The sequence below is a fragment of the Glycocaulis sp. genome (assembly GCF_052168375.1).
GTDB lineage: Bacteria > Pseudomonadota > Alphaproteobacteria > Caulobacterales > Maricaulaceae > Glycocaulis.
The window spans coordinates 1-18,622 of the sequence record NZ_JBQLZR010000166.1 but is presented as its reverse complement, the minus strand read 5'-3'; the positions used below and the strand labels follow the sequence as shown (position 1 = coordinate 18,622).

Here is an 18,622-nt window from a genome sequence, read left to right as displayed (position 1 = left end):
GCTGGCGATTTTCGTGCTCGCCATTTTCGTCGGCTATTATGTGGTGTGGTCGGTGACACCGGCCCTCCACACGCCCCTGATGAGCGTTACCAACGCGATCTCCTCGGTGATCATTGTCGGCGCGCTGCTCGCTGCTGGTGCAGCGGCAACGGGGCTTGGCAGCCGGTTTGCGCAAGGCACCGGACTTCTCGCCGTGGTGCTGGCCTCGATCAACATATTCGGCGGCTTCCTCGTCACCCAGCGCATGCTGGCCATGTACAAGAAAAAGGAGAAGCCGGCGGCGGCGGCCAAGGAGTCCGTTGAATGACCCCCAATCTTGCCGCCCTTTTCTATCTCGGCTCGGGCATATTGTTCATTCTGGCGCTGCGGGGGCTGTCCAACCCTGAGACCGCGCGCCAGGGCAATTATTTTGGCATGGCGGGCATGGCGATTGCCATTGCCACCACCCTGCTTCTTCTGGATATCGGCTTTACCGGCTTCATTTTCATTGCGGGCGCGATCGCCATTGGCGGCACGATCGGCGCGGTCATTGCCCGGCGCATCGCGATGACGGCCATGCCCCAGCTCGTCGCCGCCTTCCACTCCCTTGTCGGTATGTGTGCGGTGCTGGTTGCAGCAGCGGCGCTCTATGCACCCTCCGCCTTCGGGATTGCCGACGAGATGGGCGGGCTCAAGGCCCTCTCCCTCATCGAGCTGGGCGTTGGGACGGCCATTGGCGCGATTACCTTCTCCGGCTCCGTCATCGCCTTCATGAAGCTGCAAGGCATCATGTCGGGCGCGCCCCTGGTCTTCAAAGGCCAGCACTGGCTCAATCTCGCCCTTGGCATTGCGACCGCCCTCTTCATCGCCTTCCTCGTCGCTTCGGGCGGGGATGCGAAAATGGCGTTCTGGATCGTCGCGGTGCTCGCGCTGGTGCTGGGCGTGCTGCTGATCGTGCCGATTGGCGGCGCGGACATGCCGGTCGTCGTCTCCATGCTGAACTCGTATTCGGGCTGGGCGGCAGCGGCGCTCGGCTTCACGCTGGAAAACACCGCGCTTCTCGTTACCGGCGCGCTCGTCGGATCGTCCGGCGCGATCCTCTCCTACATCATGTGCAAGGGGATGAACCGCTCCTTCATTTCGGTGCTTCTGGGCGGGTTTGGCGGCGAGAGCGTCGCCTCGGCGGCAGCCGATACGGGCGGGCGCATCGTCAAGCAGGGCTCTGCCGATGATGCCGCCTTCATCCTGAAAAATGCCGGCAAGGTGATCATCGTGCCGGGCTATGGCATGGCTGTGGCGCAAGCCCAGCACGCGCTGAAAGAAATGGGCGACGCGCTGAAAGCTGAAGGCGTGGACGTGTCCTACGCCATTCACCCCGTGGCGGGCCGCATGCCCGGCCATATGAACGTGCTGCTGGCTGAAGCCCAGGTGCCCTATGACGAGGTGTTCGAGCTGGAGGACATCAACTCCTCCTTCTCGCAGGCCGATGTGGCCTTCGTGATCGGGGCCAATGACGTGACCAATCCGGCCGCGGAAGACGACCCTTCCAGCCCCATCTATGGCATGCCGGTATTGCAGGTTTGGAAAGCGGGCACGGTGATGTTTATCAAGCGCTCGCTGGGTTCAGGCTATGCCGGTGTCGACAACCCGCTCTTCTTCCGGGACAACACGATGATGCTGCTGGGCGATGCCAAGAAAATGGCTGAGAGCATCGTCAAGGCGATGCACTAGGCGCTTCACCTTCCGTTCACCAGAATTTTGGAAGGCTCTCCCCGAATGGGAGGGCCTTTTTCCATGCTGATTGCGTCCGCACCGCTTGCCGCTGTCATGCTCTCCGCCGGTCCGGCGGCCGGAGCAGACTGCACGTTCGATGGCATCGCCCTTCACGGGCGGGTGCAGATCGTCAGCAGCTTTCCCGACATCAAGGTGGAGCTCGTGGAGAGCTTTCCCGACATCCGGGTCCAGCAGGTGACGAGTTTTCCAGATGCGTGTGGCCGCTGGCAGTTTGTCGAAAGTTTTCCGGACTTCACGATCCAGCTTGTGGAGAGCTTTCCCGATCTGCGGGTTCAATATGTGACGAGCTTTCCGGGAGTGCGGTGAGCTTCTGCCCCATGTCCCTCGTCCTTCGAGCGCCCTTACTTCACTTTAGCCAGCGATATCCTCACGCGTGTTGATCTCCTGCGTGATGCGGGCAATCACGTCTTCCACCTTCACCGTTCCCAGATCGCCATGGTCGCGATGGCGCAGCGCAACCGTACCGGCTTCGGCCTCGGCATCACCGACAACCAGCATGTAGGGAATCTTGCGGTTCTGTGCATTGCGAATCTTCTTCTGCATGCGCTCCCCGGCCAGATCGGCCTCGACGCGAATGCCCGAATGCACCGACTTGGTGTCAGCGGCAAAGAGGCGCTTCTGCACCTCCTGCGCATACGCCTCATGCCGGTCGGCAATCGGGATCACCACCGCCTGGACGGGCGAGAGCCAGACCGGGAACTTGCCGGCATAATGCTCGATCAGGAAGGCGACGAAACGCTCGTGTGACCCCAGCGGCGCGCGGTGGATTACATAGACGGGCTTTTTCGAGCCATCCTCGGAGGTGTATTCCAGATCGAAGCGCTTGGTCGCCATGAAGTCGAGCTGGTTGGTCGAGATGGCGTATTCGGTGCCGACAACGGACTTCGCCATGAAGTCCACTTTCGGACCGTAGAAAGCCGCCTCGCCATCGACTTCCTTGTAGGGATAGCCGGACTCGTCCATCGCCTCTTTCAGGATGCGCAGCGCCTTCATCCAGCCTTCGGTATCGTCGACATACTTGTCGAGATTGTCGAAGTCCGGCAGCGACAGGCGCATCCAGAAATCCTCGATGCCAAACATGCGATAGTATTTTGCATGCATGTGCATCACGGCCAGGAACTCGTCCTTGGCCTGGTCTTCGCGGCAATAAATGTGCGCGTCGTTCTGGCAGAAGCCGCGCACGCGCATCAGGCCGGACAGGCCGCCCGATGCCTCGTAGCGATAGACCTGCCCGTATTCGGACAGGCGCACCGGCAGATCACGATAGCTCCACTGGTCGTGGGCGTAGATCATGTGGTGGTGCGGGCAGTTCATCGGCCGCAGATAGTATTCCTGCTCGTCGATCATGATCGGCGCGTACATGTCGTCGGCGTAGTAGGGCAGGTGGCCGGACTTGTGATAGAGTTCACCCTTGGTGATGTGGGGCGTCGACACGCGCTGATAGCCCGAAGCGCGCTCTTCCTGACGGGCCAGATGTTCCAGCTCGTCGCGGATCACATTACCGGCAGGCAGCCAGAGCGGCAGGCCGGCACCGACCTCTTCCACGATGGTGAAGAGGCCCAGCTCCTTGCCGATCTTGCGGTGATCGCGCTTGGCCTGTTCTTCAAGGCGCAGGATCTCGGCGTCGAGCTCCTCCTTGGTGTCAAAGCAGAGCGCGTGGATGCGCTGCAATTGCGGGTTCTTGGCATCGCCGCGCCAGTAGGCGCCCGCGATGGAGCGCAGCTTGAAATGGCCGACCTGACCGGAATGATCCACGTGCGGACCGCGGCACAGATCGACGAAATCGCCCAGCTTGTAGAAGCTGACGGAATCGAGGCCGTCACCGGCAACGCTTTCGTCACCCGTCTCCTTGGCAATCGCCGTCGAGCCCTTGTCGCGGAGGAGTTCGAGCAATTCCACCTTAAAGTCCTGGCCCTCGCGGCGCATGTACTCGATAGCGCTGTCGATCGGCAGCTCCTCACGCACCATCGGCACCCGGTCTTTACGCATTTCCTTCATGCGTTTCTCGATCGTGGCGAGATCTTCCGGGGTCAGGGTGTTGGGCAGGTTGATGTCGTAATAGAAACCGGTCGCAGTCGCCGGCCCCACGCCAAAGCGGGCTTCGGGCCAGATTTCCTTCACGGCAGCGGCCATCAGGTGGGCCGCCGTGTGGCGCTTCGTATCAACGGGGAAGTCTTGCTGTGACATGGGCTTCTTGACGTGGGTAAGTGAACAGGGATGGCCCCGGATTTAAGCGCGTGCGCCGCACAAGTCCATGGCCGGATTCTGCATCGATGTAATAATATTACATCGATGCTAGCTCATGGTCCGGCGCAGGGCATCGCGCCAGCCGTCCAGATGGCGCTTGCGCCAGGCAGGATCAGCAGAAGGGGCAAAGCGCTGTTCGGCCTGCCAGAGGCGCGCCGCATCCTCAATGGCGCTGAAATGCCCGGCGCCCAGCCCCGCCAGAAAGGCTGCGCCCCAGGCCGTCGTTTCCGGGTTGACCGGACGCACCACTTCCAGATCGCAAATGTCTGCTAGGCGCTGCAGGAAAGCATTGTTGGCGACCATGCCGCCATCGACCTTCAAGGTCAGGGTCTGCGCGCCATCCGCGCGCATGGCGGTCAGAAGATCATGGGTCTGGAAGGCGGTGGACTCCAGCGCCGCGCGCGCAATCTCTGCCCGCCCTGCCCCCCGCGTCAGCCCGGTGATGAGGCATCTGGCCTCAGGCTTCCAGTGCGGTGCACCAAGACCGGTGAAGGCTGGCACCAGATAGACCGGGGCATCGGGGTCGGCGCTGGCGGCCAGCGCCTCGACCTCGGAAGCTTTGGAGATCAGGCCCAGCCCGTCGCGCAGCCACTGAATGGTCGCACCGGCCGAGAGGACCGAGCCTTCCAGCGCGAAAGCAGACTTGCCTTCCAGCCGCCAGGCCGTCGTCGCCAGCAAGCGGTTGTTCGAGGTCACGCGCGTCCCGCCGGTATTCAGGATCATGAAGGCGCCGGTGCCGTAAGTCGATTTCATTTCGCCCGGCGCAAGACAGGCCTGTCCGATGGCGGCGGCCTGCTGGTCTCCGGCCGACCCGGTAATGGGGATGGCCTTGCCGAGGATCGGCTTGTCGGCCACTCCCAGATCCCCGGCGCAATCGGTCACCTCCGGCAGGAGCGCACGGGGTATGCCGAACAGGCGCAAGAGCTCCTCATCCCAGTCCTGCGCTTCAAGATTATAGAGGCTGGTCCGGCTGGCATTCGTGGCGTCCGTGATGTGACGCCTGCCTTTGGTCAGCCGCCAGATCAGGAAGCTTTCCACCGTGCCGAAGGCGAGCTTTCCGCTTTCCGCCCTCTTGCGGGCACCCGGCACGCTATAGAGGATCCAGCCGATCTTCGTGGCGGAAAAATACGGATCGAGCACGAGCCCGGTTTTTGCGGCGACCATCGGCCCGGCACCATCGGCTTCCAGCCTTGCGCAGGCCTCGCCGGTGCGCCGGTCCTGCCAGACAATGGCATTGTGAACAGGCTCGCCGGTCTGCCGGTCCCAGAGGAGCGTCGTCTCGCGCTGGTTGGTGACGCCAAGCGAGGCGATCTCATAGCCCTTGGCTTCGCCAGCCCTGATTGCCTTGCGCGCAGTGGAGATCACCGTTGCCCAGATCACTTCAGGGTCATGCTCCACCCATCCGGGTCGCGGATAGATTTGGGTGAACTCTTCCTGGGCAAGGGAAATGACGCGGCCTTCAAGGTCGAACACCATGGCGCGGCTGGACGTCGTGCCCTGATCGAGCGCCAGTATGGCGGGCGCCTTGCGTGAACGATTGAGCATGTGCTTTCCCCTGATGCCAAGGCAGTGGCGGCGTTTCGAGAATGCAGGCTAAACTCCCGGCAGCAAAGAGGAAGGGGGCAGGGATGAGCGGTTTCCAGCCGGAGTTTGTGGACAGCGCGACCGGGGCCCGTCTGTGCCTGCGGGTGATGGAAGCCGAGGGCCCGGCCAGAGGCATCGTGATGATCCATCACGGCCTTGCCGAGCATGGCGGACGCTATGAGCGCTTTGCGCGCTATCTCGCCTCACGGGGCTATCATGCCTGTGCCCATGATCATCGCGGCCACGGCCAGACAAGCGCGCCGGATGCTCCGCCGCGCGTCTATGCGCTCAAGGACGGCTGGATGAAGGTGATGGGCGATGCGCGCTTTGTGCGCGAGCACATGATGGCCCGCTTTCCCGGCCTGCCTCTGATCGTTTTCGGACACTCCATGGGCGGCGTTATCGCGATGAACCAGGCGATGGACGAGCATCAGCATCTGGCCGGCGTCGCGGTGTGGAACGCAAACCTTGCTCTGGGCGGCCTTGCAGGCCTCATGCGCGCCTTGCTCTGGATCGAAGGGCTTTTCCGCAAGCCTGCCGGTCCCAGCCTCTGGCTGAATGCGCTCACCTTCGAGGCCTGGGGCAAGCAGGTGAAAAAGGCCCGCACGGATTGTGACTGGCTGTCGCGCATACCCGAAGAGGTGGATGCCTACATTGCCGATCCCTTGTGCGGCTGGCCGGCCTCGCGCCTGCTCTGGCGTGATTTCGTCAATGGGTTTGAGCGCGGAGAGGACGGCGCACGCCTTGAAAACATGGCACGCGACCTGCCCATTCATCTCGCAGGCGGCGGCGCCGACCCGGCGACGAATAACGGCAAGGCGGTCAAGATCCTCGCCGGGCGGCTCTACAATAACCGCTTCACCCGCGTCACCTTGCGCCACGACCCCAAGGCGCGCCATGAAACCCTCAACGAAATCGGCTACGAGCAGGCCATGAGTGATCTTGCCGACTGGGCCGACCGCATCATAGCCGAAGGACGCGTGCCGCAATGACGATCGAGACAATCCCCTCGCGCAAGGGCCTGCGCCTGCGCTCGCTTCTGGGCCGGCGCATGGCGCGCAAGGCGGGCCGTTCGAGCCTGTCTCCGGCTACAAGCGCAGACCACGCCCGTGCGCGCATGGACAAGGCCGGGCGCCAGCTGCCCATGCCGAAAGATGTGGAGGTTGCCCGCACCGAAATCGGCGGCTGCGATGCGCTGGCCTTTGCACCGGAAAGCCCGCGCAAGGGGGTTCTGGTCTATCTGCATGGCGGCGGGTATTCGCGTGGCTCTGCACTCAGCCATCGCGCGCTCGTCGCGCGCATGGCTGCGGCCTTTTCGTTGAACGCCGTCTCGGTCAATTACCGGATGGCACCTGAACACCCCTGCCCGGCAGCCATTGAGGATGCAGTTGCAGCCCTCGAAGCCGTCATGGCGGACGAAAAAGGCCCGGTCATCCTTGCGGGCGATTCTGCCGGCGGCGGCCTGGCGCTGAGCGCGGCCATTCGCCTGCGTGATGCCGGAAAGCGCATTCCCGATGCGCTCTACCTTCTCTCGCCCTGGACAGACCTTTCCATGAGCGGGGAGAGCGTGGCCACCAAGGCGCAGCACGACCCGATGCTGAACCCGGACTATCTTGGCATGGGCGGCGCGCTCTATCTCGGCGGACGGCCGGGCACCGACCCGGAAGCGTCGCCGCTCTTTGCCGAACTTGCAGGCCTGCCGCCGGCCCTTATCCAGGTAGGCTCTGACGAGATTCTGCTGAGCGATTCCACCCGCCTTGCCGAAAAGCTGGAGGCTGCGAACGTGCCGGTAGAGTGCGAGGTCTGGGAGGGCATGTGGCATGACTTCCAGATCTTTTCGCCCCTTATTCCGGAAGCCGACTGGGCCATAGACCGGGCGCGCGTCTGGGTGGAATTGCAGCTGGCCTAGAAGGCTAAGCCCCCTCCCAGTCCGCATCGTCGCCGGGCCTGAGGGTCCACGCAAAGCGGCTGGCGAAGCCTTCCCAGTTCTGGATGATGATGCCGTCAGCGGTCTTGTACCAGGAGGGGCAGTCGCCCGCCCACACCGTGCCCGCAAGGCGCGCCTGAAGGCGGGCATTGTAGCGCTCTTCTGCCTCCGCCCGAACCGCGAGTGTGGCAAGGCCGCCGTCGAGGATCAGGCCCACCTTGTCAGCGATGTATTCGGCCTGGCGCTCGACCATGAAGATGATCGAGTTGTGCCCCAGATTGGTGTTCGGCCCGTAGAGCATGAAGAGGTTGGGAAACCCGCTCACCGCCACACCCTTGTAGGCGCGCGGGGACGCACCCCAGACCTCGCGCAAGGTTTGGCCCTCCGGCCCGGTTATCTCAAGCGTGGGCAGGAAGTCAGTGGTGACAAAGCCGGCCGCCAGAATGAGCGTATCGACGGGGTGGATTTCGCCATCCGCCGTCTCGACACCATCCTCATGGATGCGCCGTATGCGCGCGGTGACGAGGCGCACGGTCTCGCGCTGCATCACCTCGAACAGCTCGTTGGACAACAGCACGCGCTTGCAGCCGGGCGGGTAGTCCGGCGTCAGCTTTGCCCGCAGCTCTGGATCAGCCACGGACTTTTCAATCTTGCGGCGGGCTGTCCAGCGGGTGAAGGCGCTTGCCAGCGACCCCTTGCGCAAGGCGGGGTAGCGCAGTTCGTGGATCAGGAAGCTGCCCCAGCGATAGAGGCACTGCCAGCCCGGGATATGGGCAAAGGCCCATTTTTCAAAGCTTGTGAAAGCCCGGTCCGGCTTGTCGATGATCCAGTTGGGGGTGCGCTGGAAGACAGTAAGTTCGCGGGCGCGGCCCGCCACGTCCGGCAGGAGCTGGATGGCGCTGGCGGCATTTCCGATCACGCCCACCAGCTGGCCATCGAGGCGCACTGACGGCTTCCAGCGAGCCGTGTGTATCACCGGCCCCGCGAAACTCGCCAGCCCGTCAATCTGCGGTGTGAAAGGCTCGGACAGCTGGCCGACCGCACTGATCACCACGCGCGCCGCAATCTCGCTGCCGTCATCGAGGCGAACCTGCCAGTGATCGGCCTCGAAGCGCATGGAGGAAACGCACCGCCCGGTGCGCAAGTGTGGCTCGAGGCCGAAGCGGCGGGCGCAGTCCTCGAAATAGGCAAGTATCTCGCCTTGCAGCGCGTATTTGCGGCTCCAGTCGGGCTTCAGTGCGAAGGAGAAGGAATAGAGGTGGCTTGGCACATCACAGCCCGCCCCCGGATAGCGGTTATCGCGCCATACCCCGCCAAAACCGTCCGATTTCTCGATGATGAGAAAATCGTCCAGGCCACGCTTCTTGAGGTGATAGCCCATGGCAATGGCAGACATGCCCGCTCCGATGAGCAGCGTATCTACCCGCGCCGGAAGGGCATCCTCATTTGGCATAGAGGCTGTCGACAATGTCCCGGTTGCGTTCGATCACGACCTTGCGCTTGACCTTCATGGTGGGGGTCAACTCGCCGCCCTCCACGCTGAAACTGCCGGGCAAAACCGCAAACTTGCGGATATTTTCCACACGCGCATGGCGGGTGTTGAGCTGGTCAACGCCTTCCTGCAAGGCCGCCAGAACATCGGGGTGATTGCGGATATCACCGTCCAGACCCCGCTTCTTCGCGAAGGCAGCAAGACCGTCAGCACTCAAGGTGAGCAGCGCGCAGAGATAGGGCTTTGCGTCACCGACCACCACCGCATGCTCAACGAGCGCGATATTCATCAGGTCGGTTTCAAGGTTTGCCGGGGTGATATTCTTGCCGCCAGCGGTGATGATAATGTCCTTGATGCGCCCGGTAATGAAGATGAAGCCGTCATCATCAATGTTGACCACATCGCCGGTGCGCATCCAGCCATCGCTGGTGAAGCTGTCGGCGGTGGCGTCATTGTTCTTCATATAACCCTTGAAGACGTTCGGGCCCTTGACCAGAAGCTCGCCCTCTTCGGTGACCCGCGCCTCCATGCCCGGCACCAGCTTGCCCACCGAGCCCAGACGTACCGCGCCCGGCGCGTTGAAGGTGGAAGGCGCAGAGGTTTCCGACTGGCCGTAACCCTCATAGATCACGAGATCGAGCCCGGCGAAGAAGCGCAGGACTTCCGGCGAGATCGGGGCCGCGCCCGAGATCAGCATGCGCGACTGGTCGAGCCCCAGCGCGTCCTTCACCTTCGAGAGAACCAGCCTGTCGGCGATGAATTTCTGCAAGGCCAGTAGCGGCGAGACGGACGTGCCATCAATCTTTGCCAGATTGACCTTGCGGGCGGTCTCCATCGCCCATTTTGCCATCTTCGCCTTTGGGCCTGTTGCTTCTGCCAGCCGGCCCTGAATGGTCTCGGCCATTTTCTCCCAGACGCGTGGCACGCCAAAGAATATGGTTGGCCGGCAGGCTTTGAGATCATCGGCCAGCGTTTCCATGGACCGGGCAAACCAGAGCGTTCCGCCTGCGGCCGCGTGGTTATGCACCGAGGCCTGCTGCTCGGCGATGTGGGCAATCGGCAGGTAGGAGAGCGAGCGATCGCCCTGCTGGCGTCCGAACATCTCGATCAGGGCCGACGCGCTCCAGGCGATATTGCCATGGCTCAGCATCACCGCCTTGGGCGGGCCGGTCGTGCCGGAGGTGTAGATGAGGCTCGCGACCCCGTGCTCTTCGAGCGCATCGAGACGGGCCAGCAATTCAGCCTCGTGATCCTCGGTACCAAGCGCCATGAAGGCGTCCCAGGAGAGGGTTCCATCAGGCGCCCCGGCGCCGCGCATGACGACGATGTGGGCAAGGTTTGGGCATTCGGCCTTCAGGGCCAGCGCCTGCTCGGCCTGCTCGGTGTTTTCCACCAGATAGACCGGGCTTTCGGAGTGCTGGAGGATATAGGTGATTTCCGGGGGCGCGCTGGTCCAGTAGATGCCGGCAGGGTTGCCTCCCGCCATCATCGCGGCATTGGCCATAATGGTCCATTCAGGACGGTTGAAGCCCAGTATGGCAACAGACTGGCCCTTGCCGAAGCCCAGCGCGAGGAGCGCGCGGCCGGCGCGTTTCGCTTCACCGGCATAGTCAGCCCAGGTGCGGGTGATCCAGCCGGAGCCATCATGAAAGACATAGGCAGGCGCGGACGCTTTCGTCTCGCCATTGTCCAGCAGGCGGGCCGGAGTGGACGCAAAGCGCTTGCCTCCGGCAAGTCGCGGCAGTTCGGCGGCTGTCGCGGCAACCATCATTATCCCTCCCCGAGATGCATCAGTGCGCGGGCTTCTGAAGGAGAGGCGATCTCCCGGCCCGCATTTCTCGCACATTGAACCAGAGCTTCGATGAGAGCGCCATTGCCAGATGCTCGCTCCCCGTCAGGCAGATAGAACGTGTCCTCCAGACCGGTACGCAACATGCCGCCCAGCTCGGCCGCGCGCTGGTGGACCGGCCAGATTTCGGTCCGGCCGATCAGTGTCGTCTGCCACGGATCACCCGCGCGCTTGTATTCGGTCAGAAGTTCGAGAAGGCGCGCATCGCACGGCATGCCGGACGCGACGCCCATCACGAAATTATAGTGCGCGGACGGGGCCATCCCGTTCTCGATATACATGTTGACCGAGCGGACAATGCCCACATCGAAGCATTCAAACTCCGGGTGGGCGCCGGTTTCGGCCATGGCATCGATCATGGTCTGGATCTTCTCCACCGGGTTGTCGAACATCATGGGCGGCCAGGCCCAGGAGCCGTCACTTCTCAGCTTGAGATAGTTCAGCGACCCGGCATTGCAGGCGGCTATCTCCGGCTTCACCTTGCGGATGCAGGCAACCGGGCCGGACACGTCAGGCCCGACAATGCCGGTCGTCTGGTTGATGATGACACCGGGGCAGGCATCGCGGATGGCCTCACACATTTCCAGCGCCAGGTCCGGGTCCCAGCTCGGAAAGCCGCCCATGCCCTCTTCCTGCATCCGGAAATGCACATGCATGACCGCGGCGCCGGCGTCATAGGCCTCACGCGCGCTGGCCGCCATTTCAGCAGGCGTCACAGGCACCGGGTGCTGTTTGGGGTTGGTCAGCACGCCATTGATCGCGCAGGTGATGACGGCCTTGCTCATGGCTCTTGTCCTTCCAGTTCCAGTTCGATGAGAAGCGTGCCGCCTGCGGCCTGCTGGCCTGCGGCGGCATGCACGGCCTTCACCACGCCGTCCGCAGAGGCGGTGAGGCGCATCTCCATCTTCATTGCTTCCATCAGGGCGAGCACATCACCGGCCTTCACCGCGTCGCCAGGTTTCACATTCAGCGCCACCAGCGCGCCGGAAACGGGCGCGGTGATCCGTGAGGGGTCGGAGGCGTCACCGTCCGAGAAGGCAGACGGTTCGCGCACCGCGACGATGTGCCTTGCAAGCGCGATATGGAGCGTGCCGTCCGGTCCTTCGGCCACCAGGCACTGGCGGTCCTGCCCATCGAGGCGATAGCGCAGATAAGGCGCATCCTCGTCAGAGAGGGTGATGGTGTGGCGGGTCTCGCCGGCGCTCACCGTAACGCTGTGCGCGCCTTCCTGCTCGACGAACACCTCCACCGCCTCACCATCGGCTTCAAGCGGCAGGGTAAAGCGCCGGACCGAACCGCCGCGTACCGCGCCGTGTGCCGGGGCGGCCAGCAGCGCAGCGGCGACCGCCAGTGCCTCGCCGGGCATGGGCTGAGGCGCGAACGGGCCTTCCTGCGCGGCTGCCCAGGCATCAAGGTCAGCGATTGTGACGGCGCCGGAGCGGAAGGCTTCGCTGTCCAGAAGCCGTATCAGGAAATCGCGATTGGTCTTCACGCCCAGCATCGGCGCCTTTTCGAGACCGGCGATCAGAAGATCGATCGCCTCATCGCGGTTGAGCGCAAAGGCGATGATCTTCGCGACCATGGCGTCATAGGCGGTCGTTACCGTATCGCCCGTGCCAAAGCCGGTATCGATGCGCACCTCGCGGCCCGCCGCCTCCGGTTCGAACCAGAGGATTTCGCCTGATTGCGGCTTGAACCCGTCCAGCGGGTCCTCTGCATAGAGGCGCACCTCGATGGCATGGCCATCCGGCGTGATCTGTTCCTGAACAGCCGGCAGATGCCCACCGGCAGCCACCACGAACTGCCATTCGACCAGATCCATCCCGTACACTTCTTCGGTAACGGGGTGCTCCACCTGCAGGCGGGTATTCATTTCGAGGAAGTAGAACTTCCCGTCCGCATCGAGCAGGAACTCGACGGTGCCTGCGCCGACATAGCCGACAGCCTTCGCGGCGCGCATGGCCTCGGCGCCCATCGCGGCACGAAGGGTTTCGTCCACGGCTGGCGATGGTGCTTCCTCGATCACCTTCTGACGCCGGCGCTGGGCCGAGCAGTCGCGCTCCCCGATATGGAGGGTGTTGCCATGGCTGTCGGCGAAGACCTGAACTTCGACATGGCGGGCCGGGTGTACCAGCTTTTCCAGCAGGACCGCATCATCGCCAAAGGCGGATTTCGCCTCGCGCCGGGCAGAGACAAGCGCCTCTGCAAACTCGGACCGGGACTGGACGGGCCGCATCCCGCGCCCGCCGCCACCTGCGACCGCCTTGATCAGCAGGGGAAAGCCCACCGCTTCCGCCTGGCGGGCGAGATTGGCGTCCGACTGGTCATCGCCCTGCCATCCCGGAACCATCGAAATGCCCGAAGCGGACAGGAGCGCCTTGGCGCGGGCCTTGTCGCCCATCGCCTCGATGGCATCCGCCGGCGGGCCCATGAAGATGATGCCTTCGGCTGCGCAGGCTCGGGCAAAGGCCGCGTTCTCCGACAGGAAGCCATAGCCGGGATGGATGGCGTCTGCGCCGGTTGCCTTTGCCGCCGCAATGATGGCGGCGATATTCAGATAGCTTTCGGCTGCCGGTGCCGGGCCGATATTCACGGCAAGGTCTGCCTCGCGCACATGCATCGCACCGGCATCAGCGTCGGAGTAGACCGCAATCGCGCGGATATTGCGGCTTTTTGCATAGCGCAACACGCGCACGGCGATCTCGCCGCGATTGGCCACCAGAACGGATTTTATTGGCGTCGTCATGGGAAGAGTCTCCAGCGGAGAGGCACCAGACCCTTCGTCATTCCGGAAACGCCAAAGGCGTTATCCGGAACCCAGAATCCAATGAAACAAGTGCTGGGTTCCGGGTCTACGCGCTGACGCGCTTCGCCCGGAATGACGAACGAAAAGAAAAGGCGGTGTCTCATCCCTTTACCCATTTGGCAGGGCGCTTTTCGATGAAGGCGGCAAGGCCCTCGGCGCCTTCATCGCTGCGCACCGCTGCGGCAAACGCGCGAGCCGCATCGTCAATCAACGAACCGGCATCATGCAGGCGCGCCCGGCGCATCAGGCGCTTTGTCTCGGCAATCGCGTTTGGAGCGCCTTTGCGGATATCGGCAAGAACAGCATCGAGCGCGGCCTCGATGGCCTCCCCGCTTTCATGAACGCTGTGCACGAGACGCAAGCGGAGCGCGGTCTGCGCATCGATCTTGCCGCCCGTTACCGCAAGACGGCGGGCTTCCGAATAGCCGAGGCGTTCGACGAGGAAGGGCGCAATCTGCGCAGGCACCAGCCCAAGCCCGGTTTCGGGCAGGCGGAACAGCGCCGTCTCGCGCGCCAGCGCAACGTCGGCGACGCAGGCAAGTCCGAACCCGCCGCCAAGCACCGCGCCTTCCAGCACCACGATCACCGGCAGGCCGGTCTCTGCATAGGCCTTGCACAGATGACCGAAGCGGGCATTGACCTGCGCCGCCGGGTCTTCGCCGCCGGGGCCAGGTCCAGCATATGCCGCGCCCATATCCTTCACATCACCGCCGGAGCAGAAATGGCCGCCAGCACCGCGCAGGACGATGGCGCGGACGCCGCTGCTTTCCGCGCTTTTTAGCGCTTCGAGCAATTCCTCCACCATGACCAGCGACATGGCGTTGCGGCTTTCCGGCCGGTTCAGCGTCACATGACGCACGCCCGACCGGTCCTCGATCAGAAGGGTTTGCGGCGCGCTCATCAGTCCTTCCGGCGCTTGGGCAGGGTGCCTTCCAGCTTGCAGATAATGCCCAGCATGATCTCGTCGGTACCGCCGCCAATGGAGATCAGGCGGCCATCGCGGAAGGAGCGGGCGATGGGATTTTCAGCCGTGTAGCCCATGCCGCCCCAGTATTGCAGGCAGCTATCGGCCACTTCGCGCGTCAGCCGGCCGCATTTGAGCTTTGCCATGGAGGCCAGACGCGTCACGTCCTTGCCTTCCATGAACTCGGCCACCGCGCGGTAGGTGAGCGCGCGCAGCGCCTCAACCTCGGTGCGCAGCTCGGCCAGGCGGAAATGCACCACCTGATTATCCAGCACCGAATGCCCGAACGCCTTGCGGTCACGGGTGTATTCGATGGTCAGGTCGATGGCGCGGTCGAGGCTTTTCAGAGACGACGCGGCCCCGAACAGGCGTTCCTCCTGGAATTGCAGCATCTGGTAGAGGAAGCCTGCGCCTTCATCCCCGATGCGGTTGCGTTTGGGAACGCGCACCTCGTCGAAGAAGAGCTGCGCGGTGTCGGAGCAATGCATCCCGATCTTGTGGATTTTCTGGCGGCTGATCCCCTTGGAATTCATCGGCACGATGATGAGGGATTTGTTGCCGTGCACCGGGCCGTCAGAGGTATTGGCCAGCAGGCAGCACCAGTCAGCCTTCATGCCGTTGGTGATCCACATCTTGGTGCCGGAGATGACGTAATCATCGCCATCGGATTTCGCGACTGTCTTCACTGCCGCCACGTCCGATCCGCCGCCGGGCTCCGACACGCCAAGGCAGCACACGGCGTCACCGGAAATGGCAGGCGCCAGAAACTCTGCGCGCAATTCGTCCGAGCCGAAATTGGCGAGCGCCGGGGTCGCCATGTCGGTCTGAACGCCGATGGCCATTGGCACACCGCCGCAATTCACAAGGCCCAGCTCCTCGGCCAGCACCAGCGCATAGGAGAAGTCGAGGCCGGAACCGCCGAACTTCTCCGGCCAACGCAGGCCCAGCAGGCCCAGATCACCCATTTTCTTGAAAAGCTCGTGGGAGGGAAATTCCTCGGCCTTTTCCCATTCATCGACATGCGGGTTGATCTCGGTGGCGATGAATTTCGCAATCGTGTCGCGAAGCTGGTTGTGTTCGGTGGTGAACTGCATGAGAGCGTTCCTTTGGCGGTCTAGAAGCGGGCTACGCCGAACGTGTTCGGCCGCAAGGTGCGGGCCTCTGCCTCGGCGCAGATATTCAGGCATTCGGTGAGGATGGAGCGGGTATCGCGCGGATCGATGATGCCATCATCCCAAAGGCGCGCTGTACCGAAGAGGGCGTAGGATTGTTCCTCCAGCCCGGTGCGGATCATGTCGCCCATGGCCTTGAGACCCTCCTCATCGGTCGGCTGACCGGCGCGCTCATTCTTGGCGCGAGTGATGATCTCCATCACCTTGGCGGCCTGCGCGCCGCCCATGACGGCCGTGCGCGCTGTCGGCCAGGCGAAGATGAAGCGCGGATCGAAACCGCGCCCGCACATCCCGTAATTGCCCGCCCCGTAAGAACCGCCAAGCACGATGGTGATCTTGGGCACGCGCGCATTGGCGACCGCCTGGATCATCTTTGATCCATGCTTGATCGCACCGTCGGCTTCGGCCTTCGAGCCGACCATGTAGCCGGTCGTATTCTGCAGGAAGATGAGCGGCGTACCGGTCTGGTCGCAGGCCTGGATGAACTGGCCGGCCTTGGTGGAGCCTTCAGGCTGGATCGGGCCGTTATTGCCCAGAATGCCAACCAGATGTCCGCCGATCCGGGCGTGGCCGCACACGGTTTCTGCGCCATAGCGCGCCTTGAACTCAAGGAAGTCCGACCCGTCAACGATGCGGGCGATCACTTCCTTCACATCATAGGGGGTGCGGTCATCAGCCGGCACAATGCCCATGAGTTCCTCGGCACTGAACTTCGGGGCCTCACCCTGACCCGGCGCGGTCGCGACATCCCAGTTCAGCTTGTCCATGATCTCGCGCGCATAGGCGATGGCCTGCGCGTCGTCCTCAGCGACATATTCGCCAAGGCCGGTCACCTCGCCATGGAGTTTTGCACCGCCCAGACTTTCATCGTCCGCGTCCTCGCCAATGGCAGCTTTGACCAGTGGCGGACCGGCGAGGAAAATCTTCGAATTGCCCTTCACCAGCACGACATAGTCGGAAAGGCCGGGCAGATAGGCCCCGCCCGCCGTGGACGAGCCATGGACCACGGCGATCTGGGGAATGCCGGCAGCGGACAGTCTTGCCTGATTGGCAAAGCTTCTGCCCCCGTCGACGAAAATCTCGGCCTGGTAGAGCAGGTTTGCGCCGCCCGATTCTACCAGATGGATCATGGGCAACTTGTTCTGCAGCGCGATTTCCTGTGCGCGCAGGAACTTCTTCAGGCCCATGGGCGCAACGGTGCCGCCCTTGATGGCACTGTCGGAGGCGCCGACGATCACACGCTTGCCGCCAACCTGGCCGATGCCGACGATGGAGCCGCCGCCAGAAGCTCCCCGGTCGCCATCATCATCATGCATTTTGAGCCCCGCCAGCGGGGAAAGCTCGATGAAGGGCGCGTCGCGGTCGAGCAGCCGCGCGACCCGCTCACGCGGCAAAAGCTGGCCCCGCTTTTCAAAGTCGGCGCGCTTGCGCTCCGAATTGGCGCGCACCTTGTCCTCAAGGGCACGCACCTCGGCCAGGCGTTCGGCCATCTTTTCAGCATTGGCCTGAAAGCTGTCGCTGGCCGGATTGAGACGGGATGACAGAACAGGCATCAGCTTCCCCCTCCGCGCAGGACGTCCGGGTCCACCGCGCGGTGGAAGCCGTTATAGGCATGGCTCTTTTCATGATCGGGCAGCGGGAAGACCGCACTGCCGAGCGGCGCGCCGCCATCAATGGCAAGTGTCACCCCGGTTATGAAGCTCGCGCCTTCGCTCAAAAGGAAGACAATCGCCGACGACACCTCGGCTTCGGTGCCCATGCGTTTTGCAGGAAGATGCTGGCGCAGATGCGGGATCATCGCGCGCACCGCCCCGCCATAGGTGTCCATGCCCGACGAGGCGATCCAGCCGGGCGCGACCGCGTTTACCCGCACGCCGTACTGCGCCCATTCGAAGGCGGCGGTCTTGGTAAGATTGGACATGCCGGCGCGTGCTGCGCCCGAATGGGCCATGCCCGGCATGCCGTTCCACATATCGGCTGTCATGTTGACGATGGCCCCGCCATGTTCGGCCATGGAAGCCTCGAACACGGCCCGCATCATCAGGAAGCCGCCGGTCAGGTTGGTGGCAATGACCGCGTCCCAGCCCTTCTTTGAGATATCCTGAAGGCTTGCCGGGAACTGGCCGCCAGCATTGTTGACCAGAGCGTGGACCGGCCCGTGCTCTGCCACGATGGCGGTGATCGCGGCTTTCACCGCCTCCTCGTCGCGAATGTCGAAGCTCGCCGTGTGGCAGATGCCACCATCCTCGGCGATCTCGGCCGCGACACTGTCCAGCTTTTCCGTCTTGCGCCCGGTGATGATCACCTTCGCACCGAGGCTAGCCAACTCGTGGGCCGTGCAGCGGCCAATGCCCGAACCGCCGCCGGTGACCAGCACGGTCTTGCCGGCAAACAGCCCGGCGCGAAATACGCTGTCATACCCCTTGGCACTCACGAGCCTGCGTCTCCTCCCTGACTGGCCCGTCTGCCGGGGCTCTTGTCATCAGGGTCAGGCTGGCGCATGCTTACGTATACGTCAAGTGGTTCCGGTAAACGTCAGGCAGCAGGACATGGGACAGGCAAGCGCAGGAAAGAGAGCCGTGGAGGCGGAGGAACCGCTGTACGGGATCGCCGATCTCGCCGCCCATTTCGATATCAGCCAGCGCACCATCCGCTTCTACGAAGACAAGGGGCTGCTAAGCCCGAAGCGGGTCGGCACACAGCGCATCTATTCGGAGCGCGACCGAAAACGTCTCTCGCTCATCCTGCGGGCCAAGGCTGTCGGCACGAAGCTGTCGGAAATCCGCACCTTCCTCGAGCTCTATGGCC

The 18,622-nt window shown here is 63.3% G+C and carries 16 protein-coding genes; 6 read left to right on the top strand and 10 right to left on the bottom strand.

Features of this window, described 5'->3' with window-relative positions; all coding sequences use genetic code 11:
• The first annotated feature begins 1 nt into the window (after window position 1).
• The 3 genes from ACTS2Z_RS06645 to ACTS2Z_RS06635 all read left to right on the top strand — a co-directional run bounded on the left by ACTS2Z_RS06645 (window position 2) and on the right by ACTS2Z_RS06635 (window position 2,079).
• Window positions 2-307, top strand: coding sequence for a proton-translocating transhydrogenase family protein (locus ACTS2Z_RS06645; protein WP_442572435.1), 306 nt, complete (start codon window positions 2-4; stop codon window positions 305-307).
• Window positions 304-1,710, top strand: a complete 1,407-nt coding sequence (locus tag ACTS2Z_RS06640; protein WP_442572434.1) for an NAD(P)(+) transhydrogenase (Re/Si-specific) subunit beta — start codon at window positions 304-306, stop codon at window positions 1,708-1,710. Before ACTS2Z_RS06645 ends, ACTS2Z_RS06640 begins: the two co-directional genes overlap by 4 nt.
• 63 nt (window positions 1,711-1,773) lie before the next feature.
• A complete protein-coding gene (locus tag ACTS2Z_RS06635) occupies window positions 1,774-2,079 on the top strand; it encodes a hypothetical protein (RefSeq protein ID WP_442572433.1) in 306 nt (101 codons plus the stop codon).
• Between the two features lie 45 nt (window positions 2,080-2,124).
• Here ACTS2Z_RS06635 and thrS read toward each other — a convergent pair whose 3' ends face one another.
• Complete coding sequence (gene thrS, locus ACTS2Z_RS06630) at window positions 2,125-3,960, bottom strand: threonine--tRNA ligase (protein WP_442572432.1); 1,836 nt, start codon at window positions 3,958-3,960, stop codon at window positions 2,125-2,127.
• Window positions 3,961-4,068: 108 nt separating this feature from the next.
• Window positions 4,069-5,565, bottom strand: coding sequence for a glycerol kinase GlpK (glpK, locus tag ACTS2Z_RS06625; protein ID WP_442572431.1), 1,497 nt, complete (start codon window positions 5,563-5,565; stop codon window positions 4,069-4,071).
• Window positions 5,566-5,648: 83 nt separating this feature from the next.
• Here glpK and ACTS2Z_RS06620 point away from each other — a divergent pair, with 83 nt between their 5' ends.
• Window positions 5,649-6,596 carry an alpha/beta fold hydrolase gene (locus ACTS2Z_RS06620; protein WP_442572430.1) on the top strand — a complete coding sequence of 316 codons (948 nt, stop codon included), beginning with the start codon at window positions 5,649-5,651 and terminating at the stop codon, window positions 6,594-6,596.
• Window positions 6,593-7,513, top strand: coding sequence for an alpha/beta hydrolase (locus tag ACTS2Z_RS06615; RefSeq protein ID WP_442572429.1), 921 nt, complete (start codon window positions 6,593-6,595; stop codon window positions 7,511-7,513). The genes ACTS2Z_RS06620 and ACTS2Z_RS06615 overlap by 4 nt, the downstream gene beginning before the upstream one ends.
• Before the next feature lie 4 nt (window positions 7,514-7,517).
• Here the strand turns inward: ACTS2Z_RS06615 and ACTS2Z_RS06610 are convergent, their stop codons facing one another.
• The 8 genes from ACTS2Z_RS06610 to ACTS2Z_RS06575 form a co-directional block, all read right to left on the bottom strand.
• Window positions 7,518-8,984 (bottom strand): flavin-containing monooxygenase, encoded by a 1,467-nt coding sequence (locus tag ACTS2Z_RS06610; protein WP_442572428.1) that lies wholly within the window; start codon window positions 8,982-8,984, stop codon window positions 7,518-7,520.
• Complete coding sequence (locus ACTS2Z_RS06605) at window positions 8,974-10,794, bottom strand: AMP-dependent synthetase/ligase (RefSeq protein ID WP_442572427.1); 1,821 nt, start codon at window positions 10,792-10,794, stop codon at window positions 8,974-8,976. Before ACTS2Z_RS06605 ends, ACTS2Z_RS06610 begins: the two co-directional genes overlap by 11 nt.
• Complete coding sequence (locus ACTS2Z_RS06600; protein ID WP_442572426.1) at window positions 10,794-11,657, bottom strand: 3-keto-5-aminohexanoate cleavage protein; 864 nt, start codon at window positions 11,655-11,657, stop codon at window positions 10,794-10,796. The genes ACTS2Z_RS06605 and ACTS2Z_RS06600 overlap by 1 nt, the downstream gene beginning before the upstream one ends.
• Window positions 11,654-13,618: an ATP-binding protein gene (locus ACTS2Z_RS06595; protein WP_442572425.1), complete on the bottom strand. Its 1,965-nt coding sequence runs from the start codon at window positions 13,616-13,618 to the stop codon at window positions 11,654-11,656. Before ACTS2Z_RS06595 ends, ACTS2Z_RS06600 begins: the two co-directional genes overlap by 4 nt.
• A gap of 160 nt (window positions 13,619-13,778) precedes the next feature.
• Entirely contained in the window at window positions 13,779-14,579 is an 801-nt protein-coding gene (locus ACTS2Z_RS06590; protein ID WP_442572424.1) for an enoyl-CoA hydratase/isomerase family protein, read from the bottom strand.
• On the bottom strand, window positions 14,579-15,736 hold the full coding sequence (locus ACTS2Z_RS06585) for an acyl-CoA dehydrogenase family protein (RefSeq protein ID WP_442572423.1): 1,158 nt from the start codon (window positions 15,734-15,736) through the stop codon (window positions 14,579-14,581). Before ACTS2Z_RS06585 ends, ACTS2Z_RS06590 begins: the two co-directional genes overlap by 1 nt.
• Before the next feature lie 20 nt (window positions 15,737-15,756).
• Window positions 15,757-17,367: an acyl-CoA carboxylase subunit beta gene (locus ACTS2Z_RS06580; RefSeq protein WP_442572422.1), complete on the bottom strand. Its 1,611-nt coding sequence runs from the start codon at window positions 17,365-17,367 to the stop codon at window positions 15,757-15,759.
• Window positions 17,367-18,248 (bottom strand): SDR family oxidoreductase, encoded by an 882-nt coding sequence (locus ACTS2Z_RS06575; protein ID WP_442572421.1) that lies wholly within the window; start codon window positions 18,246-18,248, stop codon window positions 17,367-17,369. The genes ACTS2Z_RS06580 and ACTS2Z_RS06575 overlap by 1 nt, the downstream gene beginning before the upstream one ends.
• A gap of 145 nt (window positions 18,249-18,393) precedes the next feature.
• On the opposite strand from ACTS2Z_RS06575, the gene ACTS2Z_RS06570 reads away from it, so the two are divergent.
• Window positions 18,394-18,622 (top strand): MerR family transcriptional regulator (locus ACTS2Z_RS06570; protein WP_442572420.1); only part of this gene is annotated, 229 nt, incomplete at its 3' end.

Excerpts from the sequence above, each read along its gene's own strand:
- ACTS2Z_RS06640 (WP_442572434.1), top strand. The coding sequence starts at position 304 with ATGACCCCCAATCTTGCCGCCCTTTTCTATCTCGGCTCGGGCATATTG.
- ACTS2Z_RS06635 (WP_442572433.1), top strand. The coding sequence starts at position 1,774 with ATGCTGATTGCGTCCGCACCGCTTGCCGCTGTCATGCTCTCCGCCGGT.
- thrS (WP_442572432.1), bottom strand. The coding sequence starts at position 3,960 with ATGTCACAGCAAGACTTCCCCGTTGATACGAAGCGCCACACGGCGGCC.
- glpK (WP_442572431.1), bottom strand. The coding sequence starts at position 5,565 with ATGCTCAATCGTTCACGCAAGGCGCCCGCCATACTGGCGCTCGATCAG.
- ACTS2Z_RS06620 (WP_442572430.1), top strand. The coding sequence starts at position 5,649 with ATGAGCGGTTTCCAGCCGGAGTTTGTGGACAGCGCGACCGGGGCCCGT.
- ACTS2Z_RS06615 (WP_442572429.1), top strand. The coding sequence starts at position 6,593 with ATGACGATCGAGACAATCCCCTCGCGCAAGGGCCTGCGCCTGCGCTCG.
- ACTS2Z_RS06610 (WP_442572428.1), bottom strand. The coding sequence starts at position 8,984 with ATGCCAAATGAGGATGCCCTTCCGGCGCGGGTAGATACGCTGCTCATC.
- ACTS2Z_RS06605 (WP_442572427.1), bottom strand. The coding sequence starts at position 10,794 with ATGATGGTTGCCGCGACAGCCGCCGAACTGCCGCGACTTGCCGGAGGC.
- ACTS2Z_RS06600 (WP_442572426.1), bottom strand. The coding sequence starts at position 11,657 with ATGAGCAAGGCCGTCATCACCTGCGCGATCAATGGCGTGCTGACCAAC.
- ACTS2Z_RS06595 (WP_442572425.1), bottom strand. The coding sequence starts at position 13,618 with ATGACGACGCCAATAAAATCCGTTCTGGTGGCCAATCGCGGCGAGATC.
- ACTS2Z_RS06590 (WP_442572424.1), bottom strand. The coding sequence starts at position 14,579 with ATGAGCGCGCCGCAAACCCTTCTGATCGAGGACCGGTCGGGCGTGCGT.
- ACTS2Z_RS06585 (WP_442572423.1), bottom strand. The coding sequence starts at position 15,736 with ATGCAGTTCACCACCGAACACAACCAGCTTCGCGACACGATTGCGAAA.
- ACTS2Z_RS06580 (WP_442572422.1), bottom strand. The coding sequence starts at position 17,367 with ATGCCTGTTCTGTCATCCCGTCTCAATCCGGCCAGCGACAGCTTTCAG.